The organism is Kitasatospora sp. NPDC052868 (assembly GCF_044547105.1).
Classification (GTDB): domain Bacteria; phylum Actinomycetota; class Actinomycetes; order Streptomycetales; family Streptomycetaceae; genus Kitasatospora.
In genome coordinates this window covers 107,099-120,978 of the sequence record NZ_JBITZW010000011.1, presented here as the reverse complement: position 1 = coordinate 120,978, position 13,880 = coordinate 107,099, and the positions used below count along the sequence as shown (strand labels likewise).

Annotated in this window: 13 protein-coding genes; 6 read left to right on the top strand and 7 right to left on the bottom strand. The window is 70.8% G+C overall.

Annotated features, from left to right (window positions below):
* Positions 1-20: 20 nt before the first annotated feature.
* A complete protein-coding gene (locus tag ACIGZJ_RS20355) occupies positions 21-359 on the bottom strand; it encodes a hypothetical protein (RefSeq protein WP_396458507.1) in 339 nt (112 codons plus the stop codon).
* A gap of 72 nt (positions 360-431) precedes the next feature.
* Between ACIGZJ_RS20355 and ACIGZJ_RS20350 the strand changes: the two genes are divergently transcribed.
* Positions 432-1,073 (top strand): DUF2461 domain-containing protein, encoded by a 642-nt coding sequence (locus ACIGZJ_RS20350; RefSeq protein ID WP_396458506.1) that lies wholly within the window; start codon positions 432-434, stop codon positions 1,071-1,073.
* Positions 1,074-1,160: 87 nt separating this feature from the next.
* Here ACIGZJ_RS20350 and ACIGZJ_RS20345 read toward each other — a convergent pair whose 3' ends face one another.
* Positions 1,161-2,102 carry a heme o synthase gene (locus tag ACIGZJ_RS20345; RefSeq protein WP_396458505.1) on the bottom strand — a complete coding sequence of 314 codons (942 nt, stop codon included), beginning with the start codon at positions 2,100-2,102 and terminating at the stop codon, positions 1,161-1,163.
* A 456-nt stretch (positions 2,103-2,558) separates the two neighbouring features.
* On the opposite strand from ACIGZJ_RS20345, the gene tkt reads away from it, so the two are divergent.
* From tkt to pgl, 5 genes are all read left to right on the top strand, one after another.
* Positions 2,559-4,658, top strand: a complete 2,100-nt coding sequence (gene tkt, locus ACIGZJ_RS20340; protein ID WP_396458504.1) for a transketolase — start codon at positions 2,559-2,561, stop codon at positions 4,656-4,658.
* A 96-nt stretch (positions 4,659-4,754) separates the two neighbouring features.
* Positions 4,755-5,894 carry a transaldolase gene (gene tal, locus ACIGZJ_RS20335; protein WP_396458503.1) on the top strand — a complete coding sequence of 380 codons (1,140 nt, stop codon included), beginning with the start codon at positions 4,755-4,757 and terminating at the stop codon, positions 5,892-5,894.
* A gap of 61 nt (positions 5,895-5,955) precedes the next feature.
* Positions 5,956-7,512, top strand: a complete 1,557-nt coding sequence (zwf, locus tag ACIGZJ_RS20330) for a glucose-6-phosphate dehydrogenase (RefSeq protein ID WP_396458647.1) — start codon at positions 5,956-5,958, stop codon at positions 7,510-7,512.
* Positions 7,509-8,756 carry a glucose-6-phosphate dehydrogenase assembly protein OpcA gene (gene opcA / locus ACIGZJ_RS20325; protein WP_396458502.1) on the top strand — a complete coding sequence of 416 codons (1,248 nt, stop codon included), beginning with the start codon at positions 7,509-7,511 and terminating at the stop codon, positions 8,754-8,756. The genes zwf and opcA overlap by 4 nt, the downstream gene beginning before the upstream one ends.
* A 58-nt stretch (positions 8,757-8,814) precedes the next feature.
* Complete coding sequence (pgl, locus tag ACIGZJ_RS20320; protein WP_392935877.1) at positions 8,815-9,603, top strand: 6-phosphogluconolactonase; 789 nt, start codon at positions 8,815-8,817, stop codon at positions 9,601-9,603.
* Positions 9,604-9,760: 157 nt separating this feature from the next.
* On the opposite strand, the gene ACIGZJ_RS20315 is transcribed toward pgl, so the two are convergent.
* The 5 genes from ACIGZJ_RS20315 to gap form a co-directional block, all read right to left on the bottom strand.
* Positions 9,761-10,048, bottom strand: a complete 288-nt coding sequence (locus tag ACIGZJ_RS20315; protein ID WP_063349510.1) for an RNA polymerase-binding protein RbpA — start codon at positions 10,046-10,048, stop codon at positions 9,761-9,763.
* Between the two features lie 204 nt (positions 10,049-10,252).
* The gene (gene secG / locus ACIGZJ_RS20310; protein WP_387941652.1) at positions 10,253-10,489 is read right to left on the bottom strand and encodes a preprotein translocase subunit SecG; all 237 of its coding nucleotides are present in this window, start codon (positions 10,487-10,489) and stop codon (positions 10,253-10,255) included.
* A gap of 88 nt (positions 10,490-10,577) precedes the next feature.
* A complete protein-coding gene (gene tpiA, locus ACIGZJ_RS20305; RefSeq protein ID WP_396458501.1) occupies positions 10,578-11,363 on the bottom strand; it encodes a triose-phosphate isomerase in 786 nt (261 codons plus the stop codon).
* Between the two features lie 4 nt (positions 11,364-11,367).
* Positions 11,368-12,573, bottom strand: a complete 1,206-nt coding sequence (locus ACIGZJ_RS20300; protein WP_396458500.1) for a phosphoglycerate kinase — start codon at positions 12,571-12,573, stop codon at positions 11,368-11,370.
* Positions 12,574-12,726: 153 nt separating this feature from the next.
* Positions 12,727-13,731 (bottom strand): type I glyceraldehyde-3-phosphate dehydrogenase, encoded by a 1,005-nt coding sequence (gene gap, locus ACIGZJ_RS20295; protein WP_392935869.1) that lies wholly within the window; start codon positions 13,729-13,731, stop codon positions 12,727-12,729.
* Positions 13,732-13,880 lie beyond the last annotated feature (149 nt).

Sequence of the window (13,880 nt, the reverse complement as noted above, 5' to 3'; positions counted from 1 at the left end):
GGGCCGTCGTCGTGACGGGGTCAGCCGCCGATCTGGATACCGGCCATCCGCTTCCACTCGTACGCACCGGTCTTCACCCGGAGCCCGAGCTCGCCCTCGAAGTCGTCGTGCAGGGTCAGCCCGGCCAGCTCGGCGGCCCGCCGGCCCACGGCGTAGCTCGGGGCGACCTGGTCGCCCCAGGCGCCGTCGGCACCGACCAGGACGATCCGGGTGGCCACGGCGCCGACGTACTCGACGACGCCGTCGGCGCTGCCCCCGTGCTGCTTGGCGAAGGCGGTGAGGTGCTTGGCGATGCGCTTGGCGCGGCGCTCGACGCGGGCGTCCGGCGCGGCGGTGGTGGCGGTCTCTGCGCTGCTCATAGCCGCATGCTACCGACCGGTAGCGCGACTGGCGACGGGAGCGGCGTGTGCACCGGACCACATACTGGAGGGGTGACCTTTCAAGGCTGGCCCGCCGAGGCGCTCGACTTCTACGCGCACCTGGAGGCCGACAACTCCAAGACCTTCTGGCAGGACCACAAGGCCCGGTACGAGCAGGACGTCCGCGAGCCGATGGAGCAGCTGCTGGCCCGGCTGGAGCCGGAGTTCGGACCGGGCAAGGTCTTCCGGCCCAACCGCGACGTCCGGTTCAGCGCCGACAAGTCCCCGTACAAGACGCACATCGGCGCCCACCTCCAGGCGGGCGGCTACATCCAGCTCTCCGCCGACGGCCTGGCCTGCGGCAACGGCCTCTACCAGCTCGCCCCCGACCAGCTGGACCGCTACCGGTCCGCCGTCGCCGAGGACGTCGCGGGCGCCGAGCTGGAGCGGGTGATCGCCCGGGTGAGCGGGGCCGGCCCGCAGGTGGTCGGCCGGGACTCGCTGAAGACCGCCCCGCGCGGCTACCCCAAGGACCACCCGCGGATCGGGCTGCTGCGCCACAAGGGCCTGGTCGCCTGGCAGGAGTGGCCGCCCGAGGCCTGGCTCGGCACCCCCGCCGCCTACGACCGGATCACCGGCTTCCTGCGGGTCTCCCAACCCCTCAAGGACTGGCTGGACGGCCACGTCGGGCCCAGCGAGCTGCCGTCCCGCTGAGCACCGCCCCGCTGAGCACCGGCCCGGAGGAACGCCGAGGGGCCCCGGTCACCGACCGGGGCCCCTCGCGAACACTGCGGGTGACGACTACTTCACGAACGGGTCCACCGCGATCACCACGAAGAGCAACGTCAGATAGGTGATCGACCAGTGGAACAGCCGCATCTCCTTCAGCTTCGCGCCCACCACCCCGGCCTTCGCCCGGGCGTACAGCCCGTGCGCCTCCTTCAGCCAGGCCGCGCCCAGCACCAGCGCCGAGACCGGGTACAGCCAGCTGGTCTCGGCCAGCGGCCAGAGCGCCATCGAGACGGCGACCATCACCCAGGAGTAGATGACGATCTGCTTGGCGACCGCCAGGTTGCCCTTGACCACCGGCAGCATCGGCACGCCGGCCCGCTCGTAGTCCTCGCGCACCTTCATCGACAGCGGCCAGTAGTGCGGCGGCGTCCAGAAGAAGATGACCAGGAAGAGCACCAGCGCGGACCAGGACACCGTGTTGGTGACGGCCGCCCAGCCGACGAACACCGGCATGCAGCCGGCGATGCCGCCCCAGACGATGTTCTGCGCGGTGCGCCGCTTCAGCCCGAGCGTGTAGACGAAGACGTAGAAGAGGAGTGCGGCCAGCGCCAGCATCGAGGCGAGCGGGTTGACCAGGACGCCCAGCCAGACGGTCGAGGCGATCGCCAGCGTGATGCCGAAGACCAGCGCCTCGCGCGGCGAGACCATGCCGGTGACGATCGGCCGCCGCTCGGTCCGCGACATCACCGCGTCGATGTCCCGGTCGATGTACATGTTGAGGGCGTTGGCACCGCCGGCCGACAGGTAGCCGCCGACGACCACCTCCAGGACCAGCAACGGATCCGGGACACCGCGCTGCGCCAGGAACATCACCGGCACGGTGGTGATCAGCAGCAGCTCGATGATCCGAGGCTTGGTCAGTGCGACGAACGCACCGACACGGGCCCCGAACGGCCGGTGCGCAGGCTTCGCCCCGGTGACCCCGGCGGGACGGGATTCGACGGCGGTCACTAACACCCCAACTGAAGATGAAGCTTCGCAGGCGTCCCTGGGAACGAAGTTCCCGAATCGTCCGCTCTGCGCGTACCACGCCACCTTAGACGCTCCATATCTCCCCACCGGCTCCGGGGTCCCCCGGCGGGGCGGAACGCACACCCCTGGGTGAACCGACGAACCCGGCCCCGTGCGGCACCGGTCCCCCGTCCTGACCATCGGGCGGGCAGACACCGGGAAACCGGGAGAGCCTGGGACAAAACCGCCCATCGAACCCTCGTGGGAATCGCCATACGGAATTCCCCGTTGTCTCAGCACGGAGGGTGAGCCACGGCCCGGACGGTAGGCTCGCCCGAAGAAGCGGGATCTACCCTCCGTGACCGGCACCACCCAAGCGTCCGGACCACAGCGACGTGGCCGACCCGGTCCCCTTCACGGGGTCACTCTTCAATACGGAAGGAGCCCTGAGACAGGGTGAGCACGACGCCGACGAATGCATTCGAGTGGTCCGAGCTGGACGAACGGACGGTGGACACCGCCCGGGTCCTGGCCATGGACGCGGTCCAGAAGGTCGGCAACGGACACCCCGGGACGGCCATGTCGCTGGCCCCCGCGGCGTACCTGATCTTCCAGCGCTTCCTGCGCCACGACCCGACCGACCCGGCCTGGGCGGGGCGCGACCGGTTCGTCCTCTCCCCCGGGCACACCAGCCTGACCCTCTACACCCAGCTCTACCTGTCCGGCTACGGACTGGAGCTGGACGACCTCAAGGCCTTCCGGGTCGCCGGCAGCCGCACCCCGGGCCACCCGGAGCACGGCCACACCGCAGGCGTCGAGACCACCACCGGCCCGCTCGGCCAGGGCATCGCCAACGCGGTGGGCATGGCGATGGCCGCCCGCTACGAGCGCGGCCTGTTCGACCCGGACGCCGCGGCCGGCGAGTCCCCCTTCGACCACACCATCTGGGCCATCGTCTCCGACGGCGACCTGGAGGAGGGCATCTCCGCCGAGGCCTCCTCGCTCGCCGGGCACCAGAAGCTGGGCAACCTCGTCGCCCTGTACGACGACAACCACATCTCCATCGAGGGCGACACCGAGACCGCCTTCTCCGAGGACGTCCTCAAGCGCTACGAGGCCTACGGCTGGCACGTGCAGCGGGTCGCCCCGAAGTCCAACGGCGACATCGACGTGGCCGCCCTCGCCGACGCCCTGGCCGCGGCCAAGGCCGAGACCGCCCGCCCCTCGATGATCGCGATGCGCACGATCATCGCCTGGCCGGCCCCGGACGCGCAGAACACCGCCAAGGCGCACGGCTCCGCGCTCGGCGGCGCCGAGATCGCCGCCACCAAGAAGGTCCTGGGCTTCGACCCGGAGAAGACCTTCGAGGTCAGCGACAAGGTGATCGAGCACGCCCGCCTGGTGATCAAGCGCGGCAAGGCCGACCGCTCCGACTGGGAGCAGTCCTTCACCGCGTGGCGCTCCGCCAACCCGCACCGCGCGGCCGAGTTCGACCGCATCCAGGCCGGCGAGCTGCCCGAGGGCTGGAAGAAGGCCGTCCCCGCGTTCGAGGCCGGCAAGGAGATCGCCACCCGCAAGGCCAGCGGCGAGACCCTCAAGGCGCTCGGCGCGGTGATCCCGGAGCTGTGGGGCGGCTCGGCCGACCTCGCGGAGTCCAACCTCACCACCATCGACGAGGACAGCTCCTTCCTCCCCGAGGGCAACCCGCTGAAGAGTGCGAGCCCGTACGGCCGCACGATCCACTTCGGCATCCGCGAGCACGCCATGGGCTCGACCATGAACGGCATCGCCCTGCACGGGAAGACCCGCGTCTTCGGCGGCACCTTCCTGGTCTTCGCCGACTACATGCGCCCGGCCGTCCGCCTGGCCGCGCTGATGAAGCTGCCGGTCACCTACGTCTGGACGCACGACTCGATCGGCCTCGGCGAGGACGGCCCGACGCACCAGCCGGTCGAGCACCTGGCCTCGCTGCGCGCCATCCCCGGCCTGTCCATGGTCCGCCCGGCCGACGCCAACGAGACGGCCGTCGCCTGGCGCACCGTGATCGAGCGGCAGACCACCCACCCGGGCCCGGTCGGCCTGGCGCTCACCCGCCAGAACGTCCCGACCTTCGACCGCGAGACCTTCGGCTCCGCCGAGGGCACCGCCAAGGGCGGCTACATCCTGGCCGAGGCGTCCAACGGCGTCCCGCAGGTGATCCTGCTCGGCACCGGCTCCGAGGTCCAGCTGGCCGTCAAGGCCCGCGAGGTCCTGGAGGCCGAGGGCATCGCCACCCGGGTGGTCTCGCTGCCGTCCTTCGAGTGGTTCCAGGAGCAGGACCAGGCGTACCGCGACAGCGTGCTGCCGCCCACCGTCAAGGCCCGGGTCTCGGTCGAGGCCGGCATCGCCCAGGGCTGGCGCGAGCTGGTCGGCGACCACGGCCGGATCGTCTCCCTGGAGCACTTCGGCGCCTCCGCCGACTTCAAGGTGCTCTACGAGGAGTTCGGCCTGACCTCCGAGCGGGTCGTCGCCGAGGCCCACAACGCGCTTCGCTCGCTCGAAGCCGTCAACCGCTGACACCGTGGGCCGCGCGCCCGGCCCGCACGTCGGGCGCGCGGCCCGGTCTGACGACCCCACAGACAGACTGCCAAGATAAAAAAGGACTGAAGCACCATGACTGACGCACTGAAGCGCCTCAGCGACGAAGGCGTGGCGATCTGGCTGGACGACCTCAGCCGCGAGCGGCTGAACACCGGCAACCTCGCCGAGCTGGTGCAGAACAAGCACGTGGTCGGCGTCACCACCAACCCGACCATCTTCCAGAAGGCGATCGGCGGCGGGCACAGCTCGTACGACGGCCAGCTGCGCGACCTCGCCGTCCGCAAGGTCACCACCGACGAGGCCGTCCGCATGATCACCACCTCGGACGTGCGCGACGCGGCCGACGTGCTGCGCCCGGTCTACGACGCCTCCAACGGCCGCGACGGCCGGGTCTCCATCGAGGTCGACCCGCGCCTGGCCCACGAGACGGCCGCCACCATCGCCGAGGCCAAGCAGCTGTGGTGGCTGGTCGACCGCCCGAACGTCTTCATCAAGATCCCCGCCACCAAGGCCGGCCTGCCCGCGATCAGCGAGGTCATCGGCAAGGGCATCAGCGTCAACGTCACGCTGATCTTCTCGCTGGAGCGCTACCGCGCGGTCATCGACGCCTACCTGACCGGTCTGGAGTCCGCCAAGGCCAAGGGCCTGGACCTCTCCCAGATCGAGTCGGTCGCCTCCTTCTTCGTGTCCCGCGTGGACACCGAGATCGACAAGCGCCTGGACAAGGTCGGCGGCGACGCCCGTCAGCTGCGGTCCAAGGCCGCCCTGGCCAACGCCCGCCTCGCCTACCAGGCGTACGAGGAGGTCTTCGGCAGCGTCGACGGCAAGGCCGCCGGCACCGACCGCTGGAAGGCCCTGGAGGCCGCCGGCGCCAAGCCGCAGCGCCCGCTCTGGGCCTCGACCGGCGTCAAGGACCCGGCCCTGCCGGACACCCTGTACGTCACCGAGCTGGTCGCCCCGGGCACCGTCAACACCATGCCCGAGGCCACCCTGAACGCCACCGGCGACCACGGAGTGGTCACCGGCGGCACCATCGTCCCCAACTACGCCGACGCCAAGGCCGTCATGGACGCCATCGCCGCGGCCGGCGTGGACTACGACGACGTGGTGCAGGTCCTGGAGGACGAGGGCGTCGAGAAGTTCGAGCAGTCCTGGAACGAGCTGCTCGACACCGTCACCGCCTCGCTCGCCTCCTTCGCCGACGAGAAGTGACCCCTGCTCACAGCCAGCGCACGAAAGCGGAGCCCATCAAGTGAGCACTGATTTCCCTGAGTTGACGTCGGACTCGGACGCGGGCGATGCCTCGCCGACCCACGTCAACCCGCTTCGTGACCCGGCAGACCGGCGGCTCCCGCGCATCGCGGGGCCGTCCGGCCTGGTCATCTTCGGGGTCACCGGCGACCTGTCCCGCAAGAAGCTGATGCCGGCCATCTACGACCTGGCCAACCGCGGCCTGCTGCCGCCGGGCTTCTCGCTCGTCGGCTTCGCCCGCCGCGAGTGGGAGGACGAGGACTTCGCCAAGGAGGTCCACGACGCGGTCAAGGACCACGCGCGGACCCCCTTCCGCGAGGAGGTCTGGCAGCAGCTCGCCAAGGGCATGCGCTTCGTCCAGGGCAACTTCGACGACGACGACGCCTTCGACAAGCTCCGCGAGACCATCCAGGAGCTCGACAAGGCCCAGGGCACGGGCGGCAACTTCGCCTTCTACCTGTCCGTCCCGCCGAAGTTCTTCCCCACCGTCGTCCAGCAGCTGAAGAAGCACGGCCTGGCCGACCCGCCGCAGGGCTCGTGGCGCCGCGCCGTCATCGAGAAGCCCTTCGGCCACAACCTGGAGAGCGCCCAGGAGCTGAACCGGATCGTCCACGAGGTCTTCCCCCGGGACGAGGTCTTCCGGATCGACCACTACCTGGGCAAGGAGACCGTCCAGAACATCCTGGCGCTCCGCTTCGCCAACCAGATGTTCGAGCCGATCTGGAACCGGTCGTACGTCGACCACGTGCAGATCACCATGGCCGAGGACATCGGCATCGGCGGCCGGGCCGGCTACTACGACGGCATCGGCTCCGCCCGCGACGTCATCCAGAACCACCTGCTGCAGCTGATGGCGCTCACCGCCATCGAGGAGCCGGCGTCCTTCCACCCCAAGGCGCTGGTGGCCGAGAAGCTCAAGGTGCTCAGCGCCGTCAAGCTCCCGGCCGACCTCGGCAAGCACACCGTGCGCGGCCAGTACGCGTCCGGCTGGCAGGGCGGCGAGGAGGTCGTCGGGTACCTCGACGAGGACGGCATCAACCCGGACTCCACGACCGACACCTACGCGGCCATCAAGCTGGAGATCAACAACCGCCGCTGGGCGGGTGTGCCGTTCTACCTGCGCACCGGCAAGCGGCTCGGCCGCCGGGTCACCGAGATCGCGGTGGTCTTCCAGCGGGCGCCGTACCTGCCGTTCGACTCCTACGCGACCGAGGAGCTGGGGCAGAACGCCCTGGTCATCCGGGTCCAGCCGGACGAGGGCGTGACGGTGCGGTTCGGCTCCAAGGTGCCGGGCACCTCCTTCGAGGTCCGGGACGTCACGATGGACTTCGCCTACGGCGAGTCCTTCACCGAGTCCAGCCCCGAGGCCTACGAGCGGCTCATCCTCGACGTGCTGCTCGGGGACGCCAACCTGTTCCCGCGCCACCAGGAGGTCGAGCTGTCCTGGCAGATCCTCGACCCGATCGAGACGTACTGGGACACCCACGGCAAGCCCGCCCAGTACCCGGCGGGCACCTGGGGTCCCGTCGAAGGGGACGAGATGCTCGCACGAGACGGCAGGAGCTGGCGGCGGCCATGAAGATCGACCTCACGGACACCACGTCCAGCAAGATCAACGCGTCCCTGATGGAGGCCCGCCGGGCCAGCGGCTCCACCGCCGCCGGCATGGTGCTCACCCTGGTGATCGTGACCGACGAGGGCAGCGCGTACGACGCCCTCAAGGCCGCCAACGACGCCTCCCGCGAGCACCCCTCGCGCACCCTCGCGGTCATCAAGCGCGCCGGGCGCTCGCCCCGGGCCCGCGCCGAGACCCGCCTGGACGCCGAGATCCTGGTCGGCACCGACGCCGGCTCCGGTGAGACGGTCGTGCTGCGGATGCACGGCGAGCTCGCCTCGCACGCCCAGTCGGTCGTCCTGCCGCTGCTGCTGCCGGACGCCCCGGTGGTGGTCTGGTGGCCGGAGAACTCCCCCGCGCACCCCGCGCAGGACCCGCTGGGCTCGATCGCCCAGCGCCGGATCACCGACGCGGTCACCGCCGAGTCGCCGGTCGGCCAGCTCGCCCAGCGGGCCCAGAGCTACACCCCGGGCGACACCGACCTCGCCTGGACCAGGATCACCGGCTGGCGCTCGATGCTGGCCGCCGCGCTGGACCAGCGGCCCGCCACGATCCTCTCCGCAGTGGTCGAGGGCGAGTCGTACAACCCCAGCGTCGAGCTGCTCGGCCTCTGGCTGCACAACCGGCTGCACGTACCGGTCGAGCGGGTCGTCACCGGCGGCCCCGGCATCACCGCGGTGCACCTGCGCACCAAGGACGGGGACATCACCCTGGACCGCCCGGACGGCCTGATGGGCACGCTCTCGATGCCCGGCTCCCCGGACCGCCAGGTGGCGCTCAAGCGCCGCGAGACCTCGGAGCTGATCGCCGAGGAGCTGCGCCGGCTCGACCCGGACGACATCTACGCGTCGGCCGTGCGCACGCCCGTCGAGCGGCTGCGCGAGCCGGACAACGCCGAGACGGCGGCGGCGGGCAAGGTCGCCCAGGCGGTCTCCGAGGCCGCCGTGGCCGCGCCGGTCCAGGTGACGGCCAAGGTGCCGGTCGCCGAGGCCGCCGCCGCCGAGGTTCCGGTCGCCGAGGCGCCGGTCACCGAGGCACCGGTGGGGAAGCCCGCCGACAAGAAGGCCGGCACGGCGAAGAAGGCCCCCGCCAAGGCTCCGGCCAAGGCGGCACCGGCCAAGACCCCGGCGAAGGCCTCCACCAAGGCCTCCGGCAAGGCGGCGGCGAAGCCCGCGGCCAAGCGCACCACCAAGCGGAGCGGCTCGTGAGCGGGCGGGCCGGGCGCCCGGCCCGCCCCCGGCCGGGCGGCTCCGGCGAGGTGCGCGGATGACCGCCGCCACCCCGCAGCTGGTGGTCCACCGGGACAAGGAGCTGATGGCCCAGGCGGCCGCGGCCCGGCTGATCACCCGGATCGTGGACGCCCAGGCCGCCCGCGGCTCCGCCTCGGTGGTGCTCACCGGCGGCCGCAACGGCAACGCCCTGCTGGCCGCCATCGCCGCCTCCCCGGCCCGGGACGCGGTCGACTGGGCCCGGCTGGACCTCTGGTGGGGCGACGAGCGCTTCGTCCCCGCCCAGGACCCGGACCGCAACGCCGTCCAGGCCCGGGCGGAGCTGCTCGACGCCGTCCCGCTCGACCCGGCGCGGGTGCACGAGATGCCCGCCTCGGACGGCGTGGACGGCTCGGACGTCGAGGCCGCCGCGGCCCGCTACGCGGAGGAGCTGGCGAAGGCGGCCGGCCCCGGCGACCGGCTCGGAGTCCCGGCCTTCGACGTGCTGCTGCTCGGCGTCGGCCCGGACACCCATGTCGCCTCGCTCTTCCCCGAGCACCCGGGCGTCCGGGAGACCGAGCTGACGGTGGTCGGCGTGCGCGGCGCGCCCAAGCCCCCGCCCACCCGGGTCTCGCTGACCCTCCCGGCCATCCGGGCGGCCCGCGAGGTCTGGCTGCTGGCGGCGGGCGAGGACAAGGCGGGCGCGGTCGCGCTGGCCCTGTCCGGCCCCGGCGAGCTCCAGGCGCCCGCCTCGGGCGCGTACGGGCGCGGCCGCACCCTGTGGCTGCTGGACCGGGCCGCGGCGGCGCAGATCCCGCCCCAGCTGTACCCGCCGTCCTCGGCCTGAGCGACCCCGGCGCCGACCGGGCGCCGACACACGAAGGGCGTCACCGTTCGAGAACGGTGACGCCCTTCCGTGGTTCGTCCTGCGGTTCGCCGCCCGCCCCGGGGTGCAGGCCCGCCTCGGGGCACTGAACCGCCTTGGGGCACTGCGACGGGTGCGCTCAGATCTCGCCGCGCAGCTTGGCCAGCGCCTCGGCGAGGATCGCCTCGCCGTCGGCGTCGGTGCGCCGCTCGCGGACGTACGCGAGGTGGGTCTTGTACGGCTCGTTGCGCGAGGGGGCCGGCGGGTTGTGCTCGTCCTGCCCGGCCGGGAAACCGCAGCGCGGGCAGTCCCAGGTGTCCGGGATGACGGCCTCGGCGGCGAAGCTCGGACGGGTCTCGTGCTTGTTGGCACACCAGAAGGTGATCCGGTTGCGGGGGGCGGACTCGCCGCGCTCCGCCTCACCCATCGGGCCGGCTCCGACCCTGCTGCCACGGATGGCGTTGCCACTTGCCACGGTCTGACTCCCTGCGTGCTGGTGCGCCGACCCGCCGCGTGCGCGCCGGTGGCGAAAGTCGTCCTAGTGTAAGCAGCAGTTAAGGTTCCACCACCACCGCCTCCGCCCCGGACCGTTCCAGCATAGGCCGCGGGGCGACAGGGCGTCAGAGATACGTCAGCTCTTGTACTTGAGCACCAGGCCGAGCACCACGATGCATGCGAACCAGCCAACGCCCACAATGATCGTGATGCGGTCCAGGTTGCGCTCGGCCACCGCCGAGCCGCCGCCGGTGGACATCGCGCCGCCGCCGAACATGTCCGACAGACCGCCGCCCTTCCCCTTGTGCAGCAGCACCAGGAGGATCATCAGCAGACTGAAGATGATCAGGGCAATCGAGAACCCGAGAACCACGACGGGACCAACTCTCTCGTATCTTCGGCGAAGGGGCCGGGCCGCCAAGATGCGGTCCGGCCCCAAAGCCTACGTTGCTGCAGCGGCGTTAGCCTACTGCCTGCTCACGGTAACGCACGATCTTGACGAACTCGTCGGCGTCCAGGGAGGCACCGCCGATCAGGCCGCCGTCGACGTCGGGCTTGGCCATCAGGCCGGCCGCGCTGGAGGACTTCACCGAACCGCCGTACAGCACGCGGACCTTGTCGGCCAGCTCGGCGTCGTACAGCTCGGCGATCCGCCGACGGATCGCCGCGCAGACCTCCTGGGCGTCCTCGGGGGTCGCCACCTCGCCGGTGCCGATCGCCCAGACCGGCTCGTAGGCGACCACGATGGACTCGGCCTGGGCGGCCGAGACGTCCTGGAGGGCGCCGTCGAGCTGGGCCAGCGTGTACTCGACGTGGGTGCCGGCCTTGCGGATGTCCAGCGGCTCGCCGATGCACAGGATCGGGGTGATCCCGCTGCGGTAGGCGGCCTTGACCTTGGCGTTGACGATCTCCTCGTTCTCGCCGTGGTACTGGCGGCGCTCCGAGTGGCCGATCACCGCGTAGGCGCACTTCAGCTTGGCCAGCATCGGGCCGGAGATCTCACCGGTGTACGCACCGGAGTCGTGCTGCGAGATGTCCTGCGAGCCGTACTTGATCTTCAGCTTGTCGCCGTCGACCAGGGTCTGCACCGAGCGCAGGTCGGTGAACGGCACCAGGACGGCGACCTCGACGGCCTCGTAGTCCTTGTCGGCCAGCGCGAAGGCCAGCTTCTGGGTGTGCTGGATGGCCTCAAGGTGGTTGAGGTTCATCTTCCAGTTGCCCGCCATCAGCGGGAGACGCTCAGTCATTGCCTCAGCCTTCCAGGGCGGCGAGACCGGGGAGGGTCTTGCCCTCCAGGTACTCGAGGCTCGCGCCACCGCCGGTCGAGATGTGCCCGAACTTCGTCTCGTCGAAGCCCAGGATGCGAACGGCCGCGGCGGAGTCGCCGCCACCGACCACGGTGAACGCGTCGCTGTCGAGCAGGGCCTGCGCGACGGCCTTGGTGCCCTCGGCGAACGCCGGGTGCTCGAAGACGCCCACCGGGCCGTTCCAGAACACCGTCTTGGCGTCGGCCAGCTTCTCCGCGAAGAGCGCCCGGGTCTTCGGGCCGATGTCCAGGCCCTCCTTGTCCGCCGGGATCGCGTTCGCGTCGACGACCGCGAAGTCCTCGACCGGGGCGTGCGTCTTGGTGTCGGGGAATTTCGCGGAGATCGCGACGTCCACCGGCAGCACGAACTCGACGCCGTTCGCCTTGCCGCGCTCCAGGTAGTCCAGGACGACGGGGACCTGGTCCTTCTGCAACAGCGAGATGCCGACCTCGTGGCCCAGCGCGTGCAGGAAGGTGTACGCCATGCCGCCGCCGATGAGGATGCGGTCGGCCTTGCCGAGCAGGTTGTCGATCACGCCGACCTTGTCGGACACCTTGGAGCCGCCGAGCACGACCACGTAGGGGCGCTCGACCTCCTCGGTGAGCCGCTTGAGGACGCCCACCTCGGTGGCGATCAGGTCGCCGACGGCGTGCGGCAGGCGGGCCGGCAGGTCGTACACCGAGGCGTGCTTGCGGTGCACGGCGCCGAAGCCGTCGCCGACGTACAGGTCGGCCAGGGCCGCCAGCTCGTCGGCGAAGGCGCCGCGCTCGGCGTCGTCCTTGCTGGTCTCACCGGCGTTGAAGCGCAGGTTCTCGAGCAGCGTGACCTCGCCGTCGGCCAGGGCGGCGACGGTGGCCTTCGCGCTCTCGCCCACGGTGTCGGTCGCGAACGCCACCGACCTGCCGAGGATCTCGCCGAGGCGGACGGCCACCGGCGCGAGGGAGAACTGCGGGTCCGGCTCGCCCTTGGGGCGGCCGAGGTGGGAGGCGACGACGACCTTCGCGCCGCGCTCAACGAGCTTGGCGATGGTCGGGGCGACGGCGCGGATCCGGCCGTCGTCGGTGATCGTGCCGTCGGACAGCGGGACGTTCAGGTCCGCGCGCACGAACACGCGCTTGCCGGTGACGTCGAGGTCTTCGATGGTCTTCACTGTCTTCGGTCTCCTGGGGAGATACGGGCGCTGCGGTCGGCGGCACGACGGCGGGCCGCCAGGGAGTTGAGGGTTGGCGCAGGGGGAGGGCCCGGACGGTGGTGCGCAGTCGTCCGGGCCCTCCCCCCTTACTTCACGTCAGCTCCCGCTGCGTCAGAGCTGGCCGCCGACGAGGGAGGTCAGGTTGACGAGGCGGTTGGAGTAGCCCCACTCGTTGTCGTACCAGCCGAAGACCTTGACCTGGTTGCCCTGAACCATGGTCATCAGCGAGTCGAAGATCGTGGAGAACGGCGAGTTCACGATGTCGGAGGAGACGATCGGGTCCTCGGTGTACTGCAGGATGCCCTTGAGCGAGCCCTCGGACGCCTTCTGGAAGGCGGCGTTGACCTCCTCGACGGTGACGTCGCGCTCGAGGGTGACAACCAGGTCGGTGATCGAACCGGTCGGGACCGGGACGCGCAGCGAGGTGCCGTCCAGCTTGCCCTTCAGCTCCGGCAGCACCAGCGCGGTGGCCTTGGCGGCACCGGTGGAGGTCGGGATGATGTTCAGGGCGGCGGCGCGGGCGCGACGCAGGTCCTTGTGCGGGAAGTCCAGGGTGACCTGGTCGTTGGTGTACGCGTGCACCGTGGTCATCAGACCCTTGACGATGCCGAAGTTCTCGTTCAGCACCTTGGCCAGCGGCGCCACGCAGTTGGTGGTGCAGGAGGCGTTGGAGATGACGGTGTGCTTCGCGGCGTCGTACTTCTCGTCGTTGACGCCCATCACGATGGTGACGTCCTCGTCGGTGGCGGGCGCCGAGATGATGACCTTCTTGGCACCGGCGGTGACGTGCTTCTTGGCCGCCTCGGCCTTGGTGAAGATGCCGGTGGACTCGATCACGATGTCCACGCCCAGCTCGCCCCAGGGGAGGTTGGCCGGGTCGCGCTCGGCGATGACCTTGAAGGTCTTGCCGTTGACGGTGATGCTGTTCTCGGTGTGCGAGACCTCGCCCGGGAAGGTGCCCAGGATCGAGTCGTACTTGAGCAGGTGCGCCAGCGTCTTGGTGTCGGTGAGGTCGTTGACACCGACGATCTCGATGTCCGCGCCCTGGGACTGAACCGCCCGGAAGAAGTTGCGGCCGATGCGGCCGAATCCGTTGATGCCTACCCGGATCGTCACGAACCGATCTCCTCGTTAGGTACGCCGGAACTATGCCGACGGGGTGGAATTTGGGATGTCCCCGACCACCCATGACCCTACCTCTCCCAAGGCTGGGAGGGCACATCAGCCCGGGTGGGGCACCTTGGCGTGGCGTGTCAAGAGGGCCC